At 66.4% G+C, this 18,290-nt stretch carries 16 protein-coding genes; 3 read left to right on the top strand and 13 right to left on the bottom strand.

The window, feature by feature from the left end; all coding sequences use genetic code 11:
• Positions 1 to 957 (top strand): helix-turn-helix domain-containing protein, encoded by a 957-nt coding sequence (locus NOV72_RS11140; RefSeq protein WP_245932988.1) that lies wholly within the window; start codon positions 1 to 3, stop codon positions 955 to 957.
• Positions 958 to 960: 3 nt separating this feature from the next.
• Here NOV72_RS11140 and NOV72_RS11145 read toward each other — a convergent pair whose 3' ends face one another.
• The 6 genes from NOV72_RS11145 to NOV72_RS11170 all read right to left on the bottom strand — a co-directional run bounded on the left by NOV72_RS11145 (position 961) and on the right by NOV72_RS11170 (position 6,631).
• The gene (locus tag NOV72_RS11145; RefSeq protein ID WP_106854655.1) at positions 961 to 1,752 is read right to left on the bottom strand and encodes an SRPBCC family protein; all 792 of its coding nucleotides are present in this window, start codon (positions 1,750 to 1,752) and stop codon (positions 961 to 963) included.
• A gap of 74 nt (positions 1,753 to 1,826) precedes the next feature.
• Complete coding sequence (locus tag NOV72_RS11150) at positions 1,827 to 2,204, bottom strand: DUF427 domain-containing protein (RefSeq protein ID WP_106854656.1); 378 nt, start codon at positions 2,202 to 2,204, stop codon at positions 1,827 to 1,829.
• Between the two features lie 145 nt (positions 2,205 to 2,349).
• Positions 2,350 to 2,832 (bottom strand): hypothetical protein, encoded by a 483-nt coding sequence (locus NOV72_RS11155; protein WP_106854657.1) that lies wholly within the window; start codon positions 2,830 to 2,832, stop codon positions 2,350 to 2,352.
• 136 nt (positions 2,833 to 2,968) lie between these two features.
• Positions 2,969 to 4,471, bottom strand: coding sequence for a DegQ family serine endoprotease (locus NOV72_RS11160; protein ID WP_106854658.1), 1,503 nt, complete (start codon positions 4,469 to 4,471; stop codon positions 2,969 to 2,971).
• A gap of 196 nt (positions 4,472 to 4,667) precedes the next feature.
• Positions 4,668 to 5,969: an ATP-binding protein gene (locus tag NOV72_RS11165; RefSeq protein ID WP_106854659.1), complete on the bottom strand. Its 1,302-nt coding sequence runs from the start codon at positions 5,967 to 5,969 to the stop codon at positions 4,668 to 4,670.
• Complete coding sequence (locus tag NOV72_RS11170) at positions 5,969 to 6,631, bottom strand: response regulator (RefSeq protein WP_062260179.1); 663 nt, start codon at positions 6,629 to 6,631, stop codon at positions 5,969 to 5,971. The genes NOV72_RS11165 and NOV72_RS11170 overlap by 1 nt, the downstream gene beginning before the upstream one ends.
• Before the next feature lie 241 nt (positions 6,632 to 6,872).
• On the opposite strand from NOV72_RS11170, the gene dacB reads away from it, so the two are divergent.
• Together dacB and NOV72_RS11180 are read left to right on the top strand one after the other, a co-directional pair.
• Positions 6,873 to 8,471, top strand: a complete 1,599-nt coding sequence (gene dacB, locus NOV72_RS11175; protein WP_106854660.1) for a D-alanyl-D-alanine carboxypeptidase/D-alanyl-D-alanine endopeptidase — start codon at positions 6,873 to 6,875, stop codon at positions 8,469 to 8,471.
• A gap of 233 nt (positions 8,472 to 8,704) precedes the next feature.
• Positions 8,705 to 9,811: an SGNH/GDSL hydrolase family protein gene (locus tag NOV72_RS11180; protein ID WP_106854661.1), complete on the top strand. Its 1,107-nt coding sequence runs from the start codon at positions 8,705 to 8,707 to the stop codon at positions 9,809 to 9,811.
• A gap of 146 nt (positions 9,812 to 9,957) precedes the next feature.
• On the opposite strand, the gene NOV72_RS11185 is transcribed toward NOV72_RS11180, so the two are convergent.
• The 7 genes from NOV72_RS11185 to NOV72_RS11215 all read right to left on the bottom strand — a co-directional run bounded on the left by NOV72_RS11185 (position 9,958) and on the right by NOV72_RS11215 (position 18,046).
• On the bottom strand, positions 9,958 to 10,989 hold the full coding sequence (locus NOV72_RS11185; protein ID WP_106854662.1) for an L-threonylcarbamoyladenylate synthase: 1,032 nt from the start codon (positions 10,987 to 10,989) through the stop codon (positions 9,958 to 9,960).
• 30 nt (positions 10,990 to 11,019) lie between these two features.
• Positions 11,020 to 12,207 carry a 5-(carboxyamino)imidazole ribonucleotide synthase gene (locus NOV72_RS11190; protein ID WP_106854663.1) on the bottom strand — a complete coding sequence of 396 codons (1,188 nt, stop codon included), beginning with the start codon at positions 12,205 to 12,207 and terminating at the stop codon, positions 11,020 to 11,022.
• Positions 12,208 to 12,253: 46 nt separating this feature from the next.
• Positions 12,254 to 12,766 (bottom strand): 5-(carboxyamino)imidazole ribonucleotide mutase, encoded by a 513-nt coding sequence (gene purE, locus NOV72_RS11195; protein WP_106854664.1) that lies wholly within the window; start codon positions 12,764 to 12,766, stop codon positions 12,254 to 12,256.
• A 14-nt stretch (positions 12,767 to 12,780) separates the two neighbouring features.
• Positions 12,781 to 13,671: a phosphoribosylaminoimidazolesuccinocarboxamide synthase gene (locus tag NOV72_RS11200; RefSeq protein ID WP_106854853.1), complete on the bottom strand. Its 891-nt coding sequence runs from the start codon at positions 13,669 to 13,671 to the stop codon at positions 12,781 to 12,783.
• Between the two features lie 136 nt (positions 13,672 to 13,807).
• On the bottom strand, positions 13,808 to 14,872 hold the full coding sequence (fba, locus tag NOV72_RS11205; protein ID WP_035497826.1) for a class II fructose-bisphosphate aldolase: 1,065 nt from the start codon (positions 14,870 to 14,872) through the stop codon (positions 13,808 to 13,810).
• Between the two features lie 182 nt (positions 14,873 to 15,054).
• On the bottom strand, positions 15,055 to 16,851 hold the full coding sequence (gene pyk, locus NOV72_RS11210) for a pyruvate kinase (RefSeq protein ID WP_245932989.1): 1,797 nt from the start codon (positions 16,849 to 16,851) through the stop codon (positions 15,055 to 15,057).
• A gap of 4 nt (positions 16,852 to 16,855) precedes the next feature.
• Positions 16,856 to 18,046 carry a phosphoglycerate kinase gene (locus NOV72_RS11215; RefSeq protein WP_106854665.1) on the bottom strand — a complete coding sequence of 397 codons (1,191 nt, stop codon included), beginning with the start codon at positions 18,044 to 18,046 and terminating at the stop codon, positions 16,856 to 16,858.
• Positions 18,047 to 18,290: the final 244 nt, after the last annotated feature.

The following is an 18,290-nucleotide window of genomic DNA, read 5'->3' on the forward strand; positions in this document are numbered from 1 at the left end:
ATGACCCGTCATTCGATCGCAGTCGTCGCATTCGACCGCATCAGCCCGTTTCATCTCGCGGTGCCGTGCATCGTGTTCGGCGAGGAGCGCGGGGGAATCGGCGTGCCGTCGTTCGACTTCCGCGTGTGCGCCGCCGAGCCGCACGCGCTCGCGACATCCGCCGGCTTCACGATCGCGGCCCGGCATGCGCTCGACGCCCTCGCTGACGCCGACGTGATCGTCGTGCCCTCGTGGCGCGATCCGGACGAGACGCCGCCCGATGCGCTGCTCGACGCGCTTCGCGCGGCGCACGCACGCGGCGCGCATGTCGTCGGGCTGTGCCTCGGCTCGTACGTGCTCGCGGCGGCGGGACTGCTCGACGGCCGCGCGGCCACGACGCACTGGGCGTGGGCCGACGATTTCGCGCGCCGATATCCGCGCGTGCGGCTCGATCCGAACGTGCTCTATATCGACGACGAAAACATCACGACCTCCGCCGGCACCGCGGCCGGACTCGATTGCTGTCTGCACGTGGTGCGCAAGCTGGCGGGCTCGCACGCGGCGAATCAGGTCGCGCGGCGGCTCGTCGTGCCGCCGCATCGGCAGGGCTCGCAGGCGCAGTTCATCGACGAGCCGATTCCCGAGCGCCACAACGGCGAAAAGCTCGCCGGACTGCTCGACTGGCTGCGCGCCAACCTGCAAACGGATCATTCACTCGATGCGCTCGCCGCGCGCATGGCGATGAGCCGCCGCAACTTCACGCGGCGCTTTCGGGAAACGACGGGGGCGACGGTCGGCGCGTGGCTCGTCGGACAGCGCGTCGCGCTCGCGCAGCGCCTGCTCGAAGACACGGATCTGCCGATCGATCGCATCGCGGAACAAAGCGGCTTTCGCACCGGCGCGACGCTGCGCCAGCAGTTCGCGCAGACGCTGAAGACGTCGCCGTCGGCTTATCGAAGGGCGTTTCGCGGCGCCTAGCCCTCACTGCAGCCCGACGTGCTGCGCCAAATACGCGAACAGCGCGACGCACACGAGCATTGCCGCCCACGCCCAGACGGGCAAGCCGAGCGGATGCGGATCGTGCGAATGATCGCGCTCGGGATGCCCGAAGCCGTGCCCGTGCAGACGATGCCGCAGCACGCCGCTCGCGTGGGCATCCGCCGACGGCGCGCGCATCGCGCCCGAGCGACGCGAGAACGCCGCGGACATCGCGCTCGGCCGCAGGAACACGTGCCGGCGCTCGGCGCGATCGCCCGCCGCGCGCATCGACGGCAAGCCGTGTTTCGCGCGCACCACTTCGCAGAATTCGGCGAAGAATTCGTCGGCGCCTTCGCGCAACGCGTTTTCGATCTGGCGAGCGGGCAGACCGGCGAGCGGTCCCGATACCGTCGCCCAGACCGTGTATTCGATCCACGTCGCGCCGCCGTCGTCGTCCGGATTCAACGCGACCGCGATCTGCCCGCGCAACGAGCCCACGCCCTCGCCGCGCGCCTTGAAGCTCAGCGTGCGGGCGTAGACGGCATCGTCGGATCCGGTCGTTTCGCCTTCCGCGTGCGCCGCCTGCCGCGTGCGTCCGGCGGCGTGCGCGCGGATCTCGTAGCGCGCCCGCAACGCGCCGAGCGGCACGATCAGCGTGAGGACATACTCGCCGCCGGGCGTGCGCGTGAACGATTCGCAATTGTCGAGGCTCGCGCGCAAGAGCGCGAGATCGCTCAACGCCTCCCGGACATGCGCCGGGTCGAGCGGAACGCACAAGGCATCGGTGACTTCCATTCGAGCCTCCGGCAAAAGGATCGCATGCGTCCGTTATGGCTGAGCGGGGTTGCGGTGTCTGTTCGGATGCGCGCCTACGACGTTTCGTCGATGCGATCGACGCGCGAACCGTAAAACGCGAGATAGCCCTTGATTTTCACGGCGGCGTCGAGCGGCGATTCGTAGCTCCACGCGGCGTTTTCCACCGGGCCATCTTCGGTCAGCAGGTGATAGTGCGTGGCCGGGCCCTTGATCGGGCAATGCGTGGTGTGGATGGAGCGCTCCAGACGCGCCATGTTCACGTCGGCGCGCGGGAAGTAGTGCACTTTTTCCGTACCCGGCTCGATGAGCGTGAGGGACGCGTGCGTATCGGCGTAAGTCACGCCCTGATGGATCACGCGGCAGCGCCGGCCATTCAGCGTGATCTCGATGTGATGCGCCGCCTGGTGCCCGTCGTTCAGTTCCGTGCCCATCGTGCTGCCCCTCCCGCGTGAGAACCGACATCCCAAGAAAAAGCCACGTGTCATCGAGACGACCGTGGCTTAATTATGAGACAAACTTCCGATGCTGCGTGAGCGCTTTCGATGCCCCGGGCGTATGTCCCTTCGACGCTCGCGGCTACTGAATGTTCCAGTGGAACGCCGCCTTGGCCTTGCCGGGTCCGGCGACCGTCACCGCCTGCTTTTTCTCCTGATCCTTGTACTTCGCGTAGACCGTGTAGCTGCCCGGCGGCAGCTTGACGAGCATATACGGTCCCATCGACTCGGTGGAGAGCGCCTCGGCGCCCTTGCCGTCGACGACGCGCACGTGCACGCCCGAAAGGTAGTCGGCGGTCGGGCCCGTAAAGCGCAGCGACAACGGCCAGTGCGCCTGTTCGCGCAACAATGCGCGCGATTCGTCGAGTCCCACGCCGCCCGACGTGTAGGAGACGTCGCCCTGCTGCTGAATTTGCGGCAGGCCGCCTCCGTTGGTGTTGCCGGCGCTCGAGTTGTCGGTGGTCGTGCCGCCGGTCGTCTGCGCCCAGGCGCCGCCCGCCATGCCTGCGCTCATCGCCGCAACGAGAACTGCGACGGCCAGCTTGCCCGTGGTCTTGCTCGTCATGTTTCCGCTCCTTTATCCGATGCCGCCGCGCCCGCGAGCCGGCGGCGTCACGCCCGATGCGCCGGTTTCGCGCGATGGGGCACCAGGGAACCGTGGAGCATGGTTCGTGCCCGCATCGCGCAGCGCGGCGAAGGCGTCAGCCGAGATCGACGGGAACGAAGATCTGCGCGTCGTCGCGCTGGATCAAGAGCGCGATGCTGTCGCCCGCGCGCTGAACCATCGCCTTCAGTTGCTGCACCGACGTGACCGGCTGGCCGTTCACGGCGAGAATCACGTCGCCCGGCTGGATGCCCGCGCTCGCCGCCGCGCCGTTCGACTGCTGCACGAGCAGGCCGCGCGCGAGCGAATCGTTTTGCCTCTCTTCCGGCGTGAGCGGGCGCACCGCGACGCCGAGCCGCGCGTCCTGCGCCGACGCGCCGTCGCCGCCGCCCGTGTTCGCGCTCGCGGTTTTCGCGTCCTTCAACGCGCCGATCGTCACGGAGAGATCCTTCGCGCTCTTGTCGCGCCACACCGTCACTTTCGCGGACGTGCCCGGCGCGAGACCCGCCACCTGCGACGGCAGCGAAGTCGAATCCGCCACCGGCACGCCGTTCAGCGCGGTGATCACGTCGCCCGGCTGCAGGCCCGCCTTCGCGGCCGGTCCGCCCGGCTCGACCGAGCTCACGAGCGCGCCTTGCGGCGACTTCATGCCGAACGAATTCGCGAGCGTCTGGTTCATGCCCTGCACCGTCACGCCGAGACGGCCGCGATCGACGTGACCCGTCTTGATGAGCGCGTCCTTTACCTTGATCGCCTCATTGATCGGGATAGCGAACGAAAGGCCCTGGAAGCCGCCCGTCTGCGAATAGATCATCGAGTTGATGCCGATCACTTCGCCTTGCAGATTGAAGAGCGGGCCGCCCGAGTTGCCCGGATTCACCGGCACGTCGGTCTGGATGAACGGCGTGTAGTTTTCGTTGGGCAGCGCGCGCGACTTCGCGCTGATGATGCCCGAGGTCACGGTGTTGTCGAAGCCATAAGGCGAGCCGATCGCGACGACCCACTGGCCGACCTTGCTGCCGTTGGGGTCGCCGATCTTCACCGTCGGCAAGTCCTTCGCATCGATCTTCAGCACGGCGACATCCGACTGCTTGTCGGCGCCGATCACCTTCGCGCGATATTCGCGCTTGTCCGTGAGCTTCACGGTGACGATGTTGGCGTTATCGACGACGTGCGCGTTCGTCAGAATGTAGCCGTCGCTGCTCACGATGAAACCCGAACCGAGCCCTTCGCTCGGCCGATCCGCGCCGGGGCCGCCATCGCCGCCGCCGAAGCCCGGCATGCCGCCGAAGCGCTTGAAGAACTGGTAGAAGGGATCGTCCGGATCCATCGGCACCTGATTCTGGCTGCGTCGATTCGACGTCTGCTTCACCACGTGCTTCGCGCTGATGTTCACCACGGCGGGCCCATAGGTCTCGACGAGACCGGAAAAGTCAGGAATGCCTGTTTTCGCAGCGGCTTCGGCGGGCATCAAGGCCGCTTGCGCGGGCGCGATGACCTGCGGCGCCGGGACGTTGTTGTGTCCAGCCACATAACCCGCCGACAAGGCAACGGCAACGGCCGCCGCGACGGCGCTGCGGGTGAGGATCTTCGCTTTCATCGTGTGTGCTCCTGACGGGATGCGATGCGCTCTGGGGTTCGCGCGATTCGATGAACGAAGATTACGGGGCGTCGCTTAAATGCTTCTTAAATGTTGAAAGTCGCGCGGAATACGCGATGCGAAAAGGGCCGCCCAGCGTTGGAACATGCAGCCGAAAGGCAAGCGCCCAAACGCACCGGCTTCGGCGCTTCGCTCATTACAGACTGATGCTGACTGAAAGGCCTCCGCTCGCTGCTTCGGCAAGCGCGACGCGAGCGCCGTGCTGATCCGCGATGCGCTTGACGATCGCAAGGCCGAGTCCGCTGCCCGCGACGTCCGTGCGCGCGCGATTGGCGCCACCGCCCACGCGATAGAACCGGTCGAACACGCGGTCGCGCTCTTCGGCCGGAATGCCCGGCCCGCTATCCGCGATCTCGACCACGGGCCGGCCATTTTTCACTGTGAGCGTGATGTCCACCCGCCCGCCTTTCGGCGTGTATTTCGTCGCGTTGTCGATGAGATTGTTGAACATCACGCGCAGCGCATCCGCATCGCCCTTCACGGTCGCCGGCTCGCTCGCCTCGATGCCGAGATCGACGCCGCGCGCCTGCGCGACCAGCACATAACCGCGCACGCAGCTTTCGAGCAGCGCGCTCAGATCGACTTGTGTCTCGACGCCCTTGCCGTCCGGCTCCGACCGCGCGAGCGCGAGCAATTGTTCGGCGAGCCGCGTGGCGCGCGCGATGCCTTCATGCAGATCCGCGAGCGCCTCGCGGCGCGTCTCGTCGTCCTGTGCGCGCGCGACGAGTTGCGCCTGAATCTGCACCGCCGCGAGCGGCGTGCGCAGTTCGTGCGCGGCATCGGCGACGAAGGCCTTTTGCGTATCGAGCGCAGCCGAGAGCCGCGAAAGCAGCGCATTCAACGCGCGCACGACCGGCCGCACTTCCTGCGGCAGACGTTGATCGGAGAGCGGATCGAGCGCTTCGGGATGACGCGTGTCGAGCGCGCGCGTCACGCGCTGCAAGGGCGCGAGGCCCAGCCCGACGATCACCCAGGTCGCGAGCCCGAGCAGCGGCAGCAGCAGCACGAGCGGCCACAGCGTGCGCCACGCGACGCCCGCCGCGACGCGATTGCGGATCGACAGCGGCTGCGCGAGCTGCACGACGTTGTCGCCGACGATCGCGCTATACACGCGCCATTCGCCGCGCGGCGTGGATTCGGTGGAAAAGCCCAGTTCGGCGTGCGGCGCGAGCGGCACGCGTGGATGCGAGAAGTACATCAGCGCGCCGTTGCGGTTCCATATCTGGATGACGACGCCTTCGTCGCTCTCGCTGCGCGAACTCAGCACCGACGAAAACGGCTCCGACGGCAGCGCGGCCGCGATTTGCTGCAACTGATAATCGAAGAGTTCGTTGGCTTCCGCGAGCGCCTGCCGATAGATGAGCCATCCCGCGAAACCCACGCCGACGATCACGAGCGCGAGCAGCCAGATCAGCAATTGCCGGCGGATAGACCGCATCAGGCGTCCTTCGCGACCATGTAGCCGAGGCCACGCACGTTGCGGATGAGATCGGCGCCGAGCTTCTTTCTCAGCGAATGGATATACACCTCGACCGTATTGCTGCCGATTTCTTCGCCCCAGCCGTAGATTTTTTCTTCGAGCTGGCTTTTCGACAGCACCGCGCCGGGCCGCGCCATCAGCGCTTCGAGCAGTGCGAATTCGCGCGCCGAGAGCGACACGGGCGCGCCCGCGAGCGTCACCTGATGACCGACCGGATCGAGCGTCAGTTCACCGTGCCGCACGAGCGATTCGCCCCGCCCCGCGTGCCGGCGGATGAGCGCACGCATGCGCGCGCCGAGCTCGTCGAGATCGAAGGGCTTGACGAGGTAATCGTCGGCGCCGGCGTCGAGCCCTTTCACGCGATCCGCAATGGCGTCGCGCGCCGTGACGATCAGCACCGGCAGCGAGTTGGCGCGCGCGCGCAACGTCTTCAGCACGTCGAGGCCGTCGCGTTTGGGCAGCCCGAGATCGAGCAGCATCAGGTCGTAAGACTCGCCCGCGACCGCCGTGAGCGCCGCCTCGCCGTCCTGCACCCAGTCGACGGCGAAACCGTCCGCGCGCAGCGCCTTGCGCACGCCTTCGGCAATCATCCGGTCATCTTCGACAAGCAGGATTCGCATGGCACAGTTCAGTTCGTAGTTGCATGGGCGGCCTCGAAGCCGCGACTCATTGTAGCCGTGCGTGCTCGCCGCAGGCTTAAACGGGACTTAACGTCGCGGATCGTCCGCTTTCGGAGGACATCGACTGTAGCGATCGATTTTCCCGCCGTACGATTTCCGCAAGCCAGCTTGTCTACAATAGCCGCTTCCCGCGCGGCCCCGCGCGCCGCCAGCCATTCAGCCCCAAGAACAACGCTCGTCCATGCCGCCTGTTTTTCGCTCCGTGTCCAGCCGTCTTACTTCCTTCGCGCTCGCCGCAGCCTTCGTTTGCGCGACGTCCGGTCATATGGACGATGCAAACGCGCGCGGCGGCGGCTCGAAGGCCGATTCGCAAGGCCACGCGCCGCAGCGCGCGGCGATAGGCGGCGCCAAATCGAAGCGCGCGAAGGCCGAGCGCGCCGCGCAGGCGAGCGTGCCCGCCGGGCCGCTGCCCGCATCGGTGATGACGGCGCTCGCGCACGCGCACGTGCCGCTTTCGTCGATGAGCGTCGTCGTGCAGCGCGTCGGCGCGCCGGTGCCGCTCGTCTCCGTCAACGCGAACGATCCGATGCTGCCCGCCTCGACGATGAAGCTCGTCACCACGTACGCGGGCCTCTCGATGCTCGGTCCGGACTATCGCTGGAAAACGACCGCGTACGCCGACGGCGAAGTCGATGCCCAGGGCGTGCTGCACGGCAATCTGTATATTCAGGGCACCGGCGACCCGAAGCTCGTGCCGGAAGAGCTGATCGATCTCGTCGATCAGGTGCGCAAGAACGGCATCACGGGCATCGAAGGCGCGCTCGTGCTCGACAAGCGCTACTTCGACGCCTCCACGCGCGACCTGCCCGCCTTCGACAACGACGACAGCGCGCCCTACAACGTCGGCCCGGACCCGTTGCTGTACGCATTCAAGTCGCTGTCGTTCACGCTGACGCCGAGTTCCGACGGACAAGTTTCCATCGACGTGCTGCCGCAACTCGCGCAATTGCAGATCGACAACGAACTGCGCGTCACGCGCGGCGCCTGCACGGGCTCGCTCCAGGCGGCGTCGCCGAGCGTGGCGCAGACGCAGGGCGGCTTCGTGCAGGCATCGTTCGTCGGCGATTATCCGTTGCGCTGCGGTTCGCGCACGATCAACGTCGCCGCGCTCGATCACTCGACGTTCTTCGCGGGCGGCTTCCTCGCGCTCTGGAAGCAGGCGGGCGGCACGTTCCAGGGCACGACGCGCGAAGGCCCGACGCCGTCGAATGCGCGGCTCGTCGGCACGCATCGCAGTCCGGTGCTGTCGGACGTCGTGCGCGACATCAACAAGTTCAGCAACAACGTGATGGCGCGCAACCTGTTCCTCACGATCGGCGCGGCCCAGTCGAAGCCGCCCGCGACGACCGCGAAATCGGCTGCGGCGATCCAGGCGTTCCTGAAGCGCAGCGCCCTGCCGATGAACGGCCTCACGCTCGACAACGGCTCGGGCCTTTCGCGCGACGAGCACATCACGGCGACGTCGCTCGCGGACCTGCTGATGGCGGCGAACGCGAGTCCGGTTGCGCAGGTGTTCGTCGAATCGCTGCCCGTCGCGGGCGTCGACGGCACGATGCGCAACCGCCTAACCAACGCGGGCGCGCTCGGCAACGCGCACATCAAGACCGGCACGCTGCGCGATGTGCGGGCGATCGCGGGCTATGTCGGCGCGGCGAACGGCGAGAGCTATGTCGTCGTGAGCTTCATCAACGATCCGCGCGCCGAAGCCGCGCGCGCCGCGCACGACGCGTTGCTCGAATGGGTCTACGAAGGCGCGCGCAAGCCGGGCGCGGCGGAGTGAGCCGCGCGCGCGGGCACGGCTGCCCGGCGGGACCGAAGATTTCTTCTACGAAGTGACGCCCGGGAAGACGCGCGCGGCGTGTACGCTGTCGGGCACGGCGCTCGGCCGGAGGCTTCGCGTGCCGGAAGGGGCGCGCGGCATCGCTTAAACTCGCAAGCTGGCGGCATGAAGACCGCAACACGGTCGGACGCCGCAATCAAACTAGAAAACACGTAAGAAGGGAGACGAGGTCCATGAAGAAGCAACGCTCGACGCGCGCCGCACTGGTGCGCTTTGCCCAAGTCGCGACGGCCAGCGCGGCCTTCGCCCTGATCGCCGCGTGCGGCGGCGGCGGCGATGACGACAACTCCACGCCGGCGGGCGGCGTGAAACTGCAGGTGGTTTCGTTCGGCGACAGTCTTTCCGATGTCGGCACGTATGCGCCGGTCGCGGCGGCGAACTTCGGCGGCGGCCGGTTCACGACGAATCCGGGTCAGGTCTGGGTGCAGAACGTCGCGCAGTATTACGGCGATACGCTCACGCCCGCGATGACAGGCGGCTTCGGCACGCCGCCCGCGACGCAAGCGGGCTTCGGCTATGCGCAGGGCGGCTCGCGCGTGACGAATCCGATCGGCATCGGGCACGCGACGACGGATCCGGCGAACTACACGGGCGCGCTGACGGTGCCGGTCGTGACGCAGGTGCAGAACTACATCAAGGCGCACGGCAGCTTCAATGCGAACCAGCTCGTCATCGTGAATGGCGGCGCGAACGACGTTCTGTTCAACCTGCAACTGGTCGCGGCGGGTCAGATGACGCAGCTCGCGGCGGCGGGCGCGATCCAGCAGGCGGCGAAAGACCTCGTGGGCGTGATCGGCACGATCCTGCAAAGCGGCGCGACGCACGTGCTGGTTTCGAACGTGCCGGACATCGGCACGACGCCCCAGGGCATGCTCAGCGACGCCACCACGCGCGGCGCGCTCTCCACCTTTTCGTCGATTTTCAATCAGACGCTCGACGGCGCGCTGCAGGCGGTCAATCTGAAGTCGAAGGTCATCTATCTGGATGTTCCGCCGAAACTCGCCAATATCACCGCGAACTATCAGCAGTTGGGCTTCACCGTGTCGAACACGGGAACGGCGTGCAATCTGAAGGCGATGGCCGAGGCGGCCCAGAAATTCGGCGAACCCGATCCGCAGGATTTCGCGACGAGCCTCTTCTGCTCGCCGGAGACGCTGACGGTCGCGGGCGCGGATCAGACGTACATGTACGCCGACACCGTGCACCCGACGACGCATCTGCATGCGCTCTATGCGCAGTTCGCGGAGCAGACGGTCGCGGGGACGGGGCTCGGGAAGTAAGCGGGTTCTTGCGTTAGTGGATGGGAAAACCGCCCGGCTGGGGATCGCCGGGCGGTTTTTTGTTTTGAGGATGGGTTTCGCGAAAGCGGAGGGGACTTGCTGAAAATCCTAACCCACTGATCCCAAAACAAATCCCCTGCGACCCGTCACTCTTCCTCTTCGAACGCCGCCGCCGCTCTCCCAAGCCGATCGTTCACCGCGATCCACTCCACCGTCTCCGGCAGCTTCTCGATCAGAATCCGCTCGACATTCGCCCGATCCAGCGCACGCAGCAAGCCGTACAAATCGCGCGCATAACTCTGCGGATCTTCCGGCGCGGCGACGAAATGCACATGCCCCGCATGCGCCCACTCGCCCGCGCTCGACGGCCGCGCCACCAACGCGACCTTCCCGCCGCCCGATCGATCGAACGCCGCGATCAACGGCTCGATCGACGCAAACGGCAGCAACGCCAGCGGCGTGCGCGGCGCGTAATGCGCCTTCAGCGTCCCCGACGCGCGCGGCGCCGTGGCATCCGATCCATCCGGCAACATCGGCGCAACGCCGATCACATCCGCGATCTGCCGCGGACTCACATGCCCCGGCCGCAGCAGCGCCGGAAATCCGCGCGACAAATCCAGAATGGTCGATTCGATGCCGACATCCGCCGCCCCGCCATCGAGCACATGCACCGCGCCGCCGAACTCGTCGCGCACGTGCTGCGCGGTCGTCGGGCTGACGTGACCGAAGCGGTTCGCCGACGGCCCCGCCACGCCGCCCTGCTTGCCCGTCCCCATCCGCCGCGCATGAAACGCCGACAGCAGTTGCTGCGCCACCGGATGCGACGGACAGCGCACGCCCACCGAATCCTGGCCGCCGCTGACCGCCGCCGGAATATGCGACGCCCGCTTGAGAATCAGCGTCAAAGGGCCGGGCCAGAATGCATCGATGAGCTTCTGCGCATCGGCGGGCAGTTCGCGCACCCAATAGCCCGGATCGGCTTCGGGTGCGAGGTGCACGATCACCGGATGATTCGCCGGACGGCCCTTCGCCGCATAAATACGCGCGATGGCGTCCGGATTCTCGGCGTCGCCGCCGAGGCCGTAAACCGTCTCGGTCGGGAACGCGACGAGTTCGCCCGCATCGAGCAAGGCGGCGGCTTCGTCGATCTGCGCCGCGCTCGGATAGTTGATGGTCATTGCTTCTACTACAAAAAAGCTGCGAAAAACTCAGTCGAGCGGGATATGCAGCATGCGCGCGCAGTCACGCGCCGCCGTGCGCGCTTCCTCGAGCGTCGCCGCCGTGAAATTGATGTGGCCCATCTTGCGGCCCCGGCGCGCCTCTTCCTTGCCGTACAGATGCAGCCGCGCCGCCGGCATCGCCGCGACTTCCGTCCAGGCGGGCGAGCGCGCCTTGTCGCCGTCGAACCAGATGTCGCCGAGCAGGTTCAGCATCGCGGCGGGCGAATGCTGGCGCGTATCGCCGAGCGGCATGCCGGTCATCGCGCGGACCTGTTGCTCGAACTGGCTCGTCGCGCAGGCATCGACCGTGTAGTGGCCGGAATTGTGCGGACGCGGCGCCATTTCGTTGGCGATCAGCGTGCCGTCTTCCAGCACGAAGAACTCGACGCACAGCACGCCGATATAACCGAGCTTCGCGGCGATGGTCAGCGCGGCGTCCTGCGCCTGGGCGACGAGCGAAGCCGACGCATCGGGCGCGGGCACGACCGTCTTCGCGAGAATGCCGTTCACGTGCACGTTCTGCGCGAGCGGGAACACGGCCGACTTGCCGTCGCCGCCGCGCGCGATCAGCACGGACACTTCGTACTTGAGCGGCATGCGCTTTTCCAGCACGCACGGCACGCCCGACAACGACGCATACGCGTTGCGCACATCCGCGACATTGCGCACGCTGACCTGTCCCTTGCCGTCGTAGCCGAGACGCGCGGTCTTGAGGATACCCGGCAGCACCGCCGCGATCTTCTCGTCGGGCAGCGCGGCGAGCGCCTGCGGCGATTCGATCACGACATGCGGCGCGACCGGCACGCCCGCCGCCGCAATGAAGCGCTTCTCCGCGACCCGGTCCTGCGCGATCGCCACGCAGCCCGCAGCCGGACTGACGAACGTGCACGACGCGAGAAATTCGAGGCTCGCGGACGGCACGTTCTCGAATTCCGTCGATACCGCGGCGCACAGGCGGCCGAGCTCGGTGAGCGCGGCGCGGTCCTCATAGGTGGCGCGGATGTGGCGATCCGCGACGGCGCCCGCGGGACTCGTCTCGTCCGGATCGAGAACGGCGACGCGATAGCCCATCGACTGCGCGGCGAAGCAGAACATGCGGCCGAGCTGGCCACCGCCGACCATGCCGAGCCATGCGCCCGGCAGGATGGGAGAGATCGGGGAGTTTTGTGGGTTCATCGTGACTGAACGTGGGCTACGTTGCGAAGTGAGATTACAGCGATGCTCAAAGCGGCGGCAGCGCCATGTCCCGCGCCGCCTGATTCTGCTTCACGCGGAAAGCGGCGAGCGCATCGGCGTATTTCGCATCGGCGACGCTCAGCATCGACACCGCGAACAGCGCCGCGTTCGCCGCGCCCGCCTCGCCGATGGCGAAAGTCGCGACCGGCACGCCCTTGGGCATCTGCACGATCGAATGCAGCGAATCGACGCCCTTCAGATACTTGCTCGCCACCGGCACGCCGAGCACCGGCACGGTGGTCTTCGCCGCCAGCATGCCCGGCAGATGCGCCGCGCCGCCCGCGCCCGCGATGATCGCGCGCACGCCGCGCTCGCGCGCGCTTTCGGCGTAGGCGAACATCTCGTCCGGCATGCGATGCGCCGAGACGACTTTCGCTTCATACGGCACGCCGAATTCCTGCAGCATCGCGACGGCGTGCTTCATCACGTCCCAGTCGGAACTGGAGCCCATCAACACGCCGACGAGCGGCGCTTCGTGCTTGTGTACTTCGTTCGTCATCGAATCAACTTCCTTCAGTCGAGCGTCTTGCCCGTGAGACGTTGCAACGCTTCCTGATACTTTTCCGACGTCTTCGCGATCACGTCGTCCGGCAGCTTCGGCGCGGGCGGTTCCTTCTTCCACGGTTGCGTTTCGAGCCAGTCGCGCACGAACTGCTTGTCGAAGGACGGCGGATTCGTGCCGACCTGATAGCCGTCTGCGGGCCAGAAGCGCGACGAATCGGCGGTCAGCACTTCGTCCATCAGGAACAGTTCGCCCTTGTTGTCGAGGCCGAACTCGAACTTCGTATCCGCGATGATGATGCCGCGCGTCGCCGCGTACTCCGCCGCTTCCTTGTACAACTGGATGGAAATGCGCTTGATCGTCGCCGACAGCTCGGTGCCGATGCGCCGCTCCATCTCATCGTAGGTGATGTTTTCGTCGTGATGACCCATTTCGGCCTTCGCGGCGGGCGTGAAAATCGGCTCGGGCAGCTTCTGCGCATTCTGCAGGCCCGGCGGCAGCTCGACGCCGCACACCGCGCCCGTCGCCTGATAGTCCTTCCAGCCGCTGCCCGCGAGATAACCGCGCACGACCGCTTCGACGAGAATCGGCTCCAGACGCTTCACGACGACCGCGCGGCCCTTCACCTGCTCGATTTCATCGGCGGCGACGACGGTCGAAGGCTCGATGCCCGTGTTGTGGTTCGGCACGATATGACCGAGCTTCTCGAACCAGAAATCGGCCATCGTGTTCAGCACGCGGCCCTTGTTCGGAATCGGCTCGCCCATGACGACATCGAATGCGGAAAGGCGGTCGGTCGTGACGATCAGGAGCTTGTCCTGACCGACTGCGTAGTTGTCGCGGACCTTGCCGCGGCCGAGCAGCGGCAGCGATTTGATCGTGGATTCGTATAGCGTGGACATCGTCATGTACCGAAGAAGGACTGAAATGATGAGCCCCGCGCCTCGTGCACGAGACGCGGGGAAAGAAACGCGAACGGGCTCCGAACCCGGAACCCGTTGATTTTACTTTACAAATCCCGCCTGATTCAGATCGGTCTCATTTGACGATCTGCGCAAGCGCGCCGGACTTGTACTTCTCGGCGATTTTGTCGAGCGAAACGGGCTTGATCTTGCCCGCCATGCCCTCGCAGCCGAACTGCATGTAGCGCTGACGGCAGATTTCCTTGGCCGCTTCGCGCGCGGGCTTGAGGTAGTCGCGCGGATCGAACTTCGACGGATTTTCGAACAGATAGCGGCGGATCGCGCCGGTGATCGCGAGGCGCAGATCGGTATCGATGTTCACCTTGCGCACGCCGTGCTTGATGCCTTCCTGAATTTCCTCGACCGGCACGCCGTAGGTTTCCTTCATGTCGCCGCCGAATTCGCGGATCTCGGCGAGCAATTCCTGCGGCACCGACGACGAACCGTGCATCACGAGGTGCGTGTTCGGAATGCGCTGGTGAATTTCGCGGATGCGGTCGATGGCGAGAATATCGCCCGTCGGCTTCTTGGAGAACTTGTACGCACCGTGCGACGTGCCGATCGCGATCGCCAGGGCGTCGCACTGCGTCTGCTTGACGAAGTCGGCGGCCTGCTCGACGTCGGTCAGAAGCTGCTCGCGCGTCATCGTGCCTTCGGCGCCGTGGCCGTCTTCCTTGTCGCCCTTCATCGTTTCGAGCGAGCCGAGCACGCCCAGTTCCGCCTCGACCGTGACGCCGATCGAATGCGAAAACTCCACGACCTGCTTCGACACCGCGACGTTGTATTCGTACGACGCGACGGTCTTGCCGTCGGCTTCGAGCGAGCCGTCCATCATCACGCTGGTGAAGCCGGAGCGGATCGCGGCCATGCACACCGCCGGCGACTGGCCGTGATCCTGATGCATCACGACCGGAATGTGCGGATACGACTCGACGGCCGCTTCGATCAGATGGCGCAGGAACGCTTCGCCCGCGTACTTACGCGCGCCGGCGGACGCCTGCATGATGACGGGCGCGTTCACTTCGTTCGCGGCCGACATGATCGCCTGCACCTGTTCCAGATTGTTGACGTTGAATGCCGGGAGGCCGTAGCCGTGCTCGGCCGCGTGATCCAGCAGTTGACGCATTGATACGAGAGGCATTGTGGTGAGACTCCATGATGTGAAACGAATTCTTCAGCGCGCCCGATTTCCGCTCTTGGGCGGATCGTCATGTTCGTCGTCTTGCGCGCTTGATCGAGGCGCGCGCCGCTGCTGGATCGGCGCGCGCCTCGGGACTGCGACAAATCGCGCGGCGTTTGACCGCGCAGCCTTCTCAAAAACGCTCAGATATGGTCGCCGACGCGCACGATCTTGAGCGTGTTGGTGCCGCCCGCCTGACCCATCGGCTCGCCGACGGTGAGCACGACCATGTCGCCGCGCGCCGCATAGCCCTTCGACACGACCACTTCCAGCGCCGAATTCAGCGCGGCGTCGCGGTCCATGTTGGTGTCGACGTGCAGCGGCGTCACGTTGCGGTACAGCGACATCGTGCGCTCGCTCGACACGCGCGGCGTCAGCGCGAAGATCGGCACGTGCGACCAGTGACGCGACATCCACAGCGCCGTCGAGCCGGATTCGGTCAATGCGACCACGGCCTTCGCGCCCAGGTGATACGCGGTGAAGAGCGCGCCCATCGCGATACTCTGGTCGATGCGCGTGAACGTGCGGTCGAGGAAGTCGCGGTCGAGCTGCGACTCCTCCGACTTCTCGGCCTCGATACAGATCGCCGCCATCGTTTCGATGGTCGTCACCGGATACTTGCCGGCTGCGGTTTCGGCCGAGAGCATCACGGCGTCGGTGCCGTCGAGCACGGCGTTCGCGACGTCCGACACTTCCGCGCGCGTCGGCACGGGCGCGTGGATCATGGACTCCATCATCTGCGTGGCGGTGATCACGAGCTTGTTCGACTCGCGCGCCATGCGGATCATGCGCTTTTGCAGCGCCGGCACCGCCGCGTTGCCCACTTCCACCGCGAGATCGCCGCGCGCGACCATGATGCCGTCCGATGCGTCGAGAATGCCCTGCAGCGCCGGAATGGCTTCGGCGCGCTCGATCTTCGCGATCATCTTCGGCTTGATGCCGTACGGCGCGCCCGCGATGTTCGCGAGCTGACGCGCCATTTCCATGTCGGTCGCGTTCTTCGGGAACGACACCGCGACGAAATCCGCGCCGAGCGACATCGCCGTCTTGATGTCCTCCATGTCCTTCTCGGTCAGCGCGGGCGCGGTGAGGCCGCCGCCCTGGCGGTTGATGCCCTTGTTGTTCGAGAGCTCGCCGCCGACCTTCACGGTCGTGTGGATTTCCTCGCCGATCACGCGCGTCACGTCGAGCACGATGAGGCCGTCGTTCAGCAGCAGCACGTCGCCCGCGCGCAGATCGCGCGGCAGATCCTTGTAGTCGAGGCCGCAACGCTCGTTGTTGCCGAGCGTGCAATTCGCGTCGAGGATGAACGGGTTGCCCGCGACGAGCATCGTCTTGTTGTTCTCGAACTTGCCGACGCGGATCTTCGGGCCTTGCAGGTCCGCCATGATCGCGACTTCGCGGCCGACCTGACGCGCCGCCTCGCGGACGATTTCGGCGCGCTGGCGATGGTCGTCGGCGGTGCCGTGCGAGAAGTTGAAACGGACGACGTCGAGTCCCGCCTGCAGCATTTGCAGCAGGATGTCCGGGCTCGTGGAAGCCGGGCCGATGGTGGCAACAATCTTTGTAGCGCGATGCATGGAATTCCTCGTCTCAGTAGGATCGCCCGTAACTACGCTGCGAGCACGTTGCGCTTGCGGCGAGGTGTTGCTCACCGTTTGCGCGCGCGCGCCGGTTCGTGCCGGCGTCGCTTTGTCGATTTCTTTCAGGGCATGGGCGGGCACGCCGCCGATGATGACCGGAGGCGTGGCCGGAACGACCGCTTCGCCTTCGGGTATGGCCTGATCGGGTTGAGCCGCTTCCGCGATCGCGAGCGCTGCTTCAGCGGCGGCGTCGAGCGCGCCGCTGTCGATCACGTCCCGCGTCACATCGTCTTGCGCGCCGCCGGCTGCTTGCGCGCCCTTCTTGACTGCCTTCGCCGGATTGTCTCGGGCCGCCAACGCCTTAAGCCCGCGACTCGAGCACTTCCACCGCGGGCAGCGTCTTGCCTTCCAGGAATTCCAGGAACGCGCCGCCGCCGGTCGAGATATAGCTCACCTTGTCGTGGATGCCGTACTTCGCGATGGCCGCGAGCGTGTCGCCGCCGCCCGCGATCGAGAACGCCGACGAATTCGCGATGGCTTGCGCGAGCGTCTTCGTGCCGTTGCCGAACTGGTCGAACTCGAACACGCCGACCGGGCCGTTCCAGACGATCGTGCCGGCCGTTTCGAGCTGCGCGGCGAGCGCCTTCGCCGTGTCCGGGCCGATGTCGAGGATCAGGTCGTCGTCGGCGACATCCGCGACGGGCTTCGTTTCCGCCTTCGCGGTCGGCGCGAATTCCTTGGCCGTCACGACATCGCTCGGAATCGGCACCGATGCGCCGCGCGTGCGCGCCGCGTCGATGATTTCCTTCGCTTCGCCGACGAGATCGGCTTCCGCGAGCGACTTGCCGATCTTGAGACCGGACGCCAGCATGAACGTGTTCGCGATGCCGCCGCCGACGATCAACTGATCGACCTTTTCGGCCAGTGACTTGAGAATGGTCAGCTTGGTCGACACCTTCGAGCCCGCGACGATCGCGACCAGCGGACGCTTCGGGTTGCCGAGCGCCTTGCCGAGCGCGTCGAGTTCGGCGGCGAGCAGCGGGCCCGCGCACGCGACCGGCGCGTACTTCGCGATGCCGTGCGTCGTGGCTTCGGCGCGGTGCGCGGTGCCGAACGCGTCGTTCACGTAGACGTCGCAGAGTTTCGCCATTTTCTGCGCGAGGGCGTCGTCGTTCTTCTTTTCGCCCTTGTTGCAGCGGCAGTTTTCCAGCAGCACGACATTGCCCGGCTGGACCTGAACGCCGTCGACCCAGTCGGCGACGAGCGGCACGTCACGGCCAAGCAATTCCGACAGACGCTTCGCGACCGGCGCGAGCGAGTCTTCCGGCTTGAACTGCCCTTCGGTCGGACGGCCCAGATGGGACGTGACCATCACGGCCGCACCCGCGTCGAGGGCGGCCTTGATTGCCGGCACGGAGGCGCGCACGCGCGTGTCTTCGGTGATGTTGCCGTCATCGTCTTGCGGCACGTTGAGATCCGCGCGGATGAACACGCGCTTGCCGGAGACTTTGCCTTCGGCGATCAGATCGGTGAAACGCAGTACTTTCGTCATGGGAGTCAACGTAGGTAAGGAAGCGGTTCGGGCGGGGACGGCCGTCGGGGCGGCCGGTTCGTGGAGTCGCCGCGCGCGGGCCGCCGGGCAGGACGGCTCGCGCGCGGATCAGGCTGGAGGCGAAGGCCGCGCGCGGAAGCCGAACGCGCGTGCCGGAAGCGGGAGAAAGGGATCGGACAGATGAATCCGGAGATGCGCGCCGAGCGCGCTCGGGCGCGGGGACGCGGCCGGGAGCGGCGGATTT

The organism is Caballeronia novacaledonica, from assembly GCF_900258035.1.
In the GTDB taxonomy this organism is placed as follows: Bacteria; Pseudomonadota; Gammaproteobacteria; order Burkholderiales; family Burkholderiaceae; genus Caballeronia; species Caballeronia novacaledonica.

Excerpts from the sequence above, each read along its gene's own strand:
- NOV72_RS11140 (WP_245932988.1), top strand. The coding sequence starts at position 1 with ATGACCCGTCATTCGATCGCAGTCGTCGCATTCGACCGCATCAGCCCG.
- NOV72_RS11145 (WP_106854655.1), bottom strand. The coding sequence starts at position 1,752 with ATGGAAGTCACCGATGCCTTGTGCGTTCCGCTCGACCCGGCGCATGTC.
- NOV72_RS11150 (WP_106854656.1), bottom strand. The coding sequence starts at position 2,204 with ATGGGCACGGAACTGAACGACGGGCACCAGGCGGCGCATCACATCGAG.
- NOV72_RS11155 (WP_106854657.1), bottom strand. The coding sequence starts at position 2,832 with ATGACGAGCAAGACCACGGGCAAGCTGGCCGTCGCAGTTCTCGTTGCG.
- NOV72_RS11160 (WP_106854658.1), bottom strand. The coding sequence starts at position 4,471 with ATGAAAGCGAAGATCCTCACCCGCAGCGCCGTCGCGGCGGCCGTTGCC.
- NOV72_RS11165 (WP_106854659.1), bottom strand. The coding sequence starts at position 5,969 with ATGCGGTCTATCCGCCGGCAATTGCTGATCTGGCTGCTCGCGCTCGTG.
- NOV72_RS11170 (WP_062260179.1), bottom strand. The coding sequence starts at position 6,631 with ATGCGAATCCTGCTTGTCGAAGATGACCGGATGATTGCCGAAGGCGTG.
- dacB (WP_106854660.1), top strand. The coding sequence starts at position 6,873 with ATGCCGCCTGTTTTTCGCTCCGTGTCCAGCCGTCTTACTTCCTTCGCG.
- NOV72_RS11180 (WP_106854661.1), top strand. The coding sequence starts at position 8,705 with ATGAAGAAGCAACGCTCGACGCGCGCCGCACTGGTGCGCTTTGCCCAA.
- NOV72_RS11185 (WP_106854662.1), bottom strand. The coding sequence starts at position 10,989 with ATGACCATCAACTATCCGAGCGCGGCGCAGATCGACGAAGCCGCCGCC.
- NOV72_RS11190 (WP_106854663.1), bottom strand. The coding sequence starts at position 12,207 with ATGAACCCACAAAACTCCCCGATCTCTCCCATCCTGCCGGGCGCATGG.
- purE (WP_106854664.1), bottom strand. The coding sequence starts at position 12,766 with ATGACGAACGAAGTACACAAGCACGAAGCGCCGCTCGTCGGCGTGTTG.
- NOV72_RS11200 (WP_106854853.1), bottom strand. The coding sequence starts at position 13,671 with ATGTCCACGCTATACGAATCCACGATCAAATCGCTGCCGCTGCTCGGC.
- fba (WP_035497826.1), bottom strand. The coding sequence starts at position 14,872 with ATGCCTCTCGTATCAATGCGTCAACTGCTGGATCACGCGGCCGAGCAC.
- NOV72_RS11215 (WP_106854665.1), bottom strand. The coding sequence starts at position 18,046 with ATGACGAAAGTACTGCGTTTCACCGATCTGATCGCCGAAGGCAAAGTC.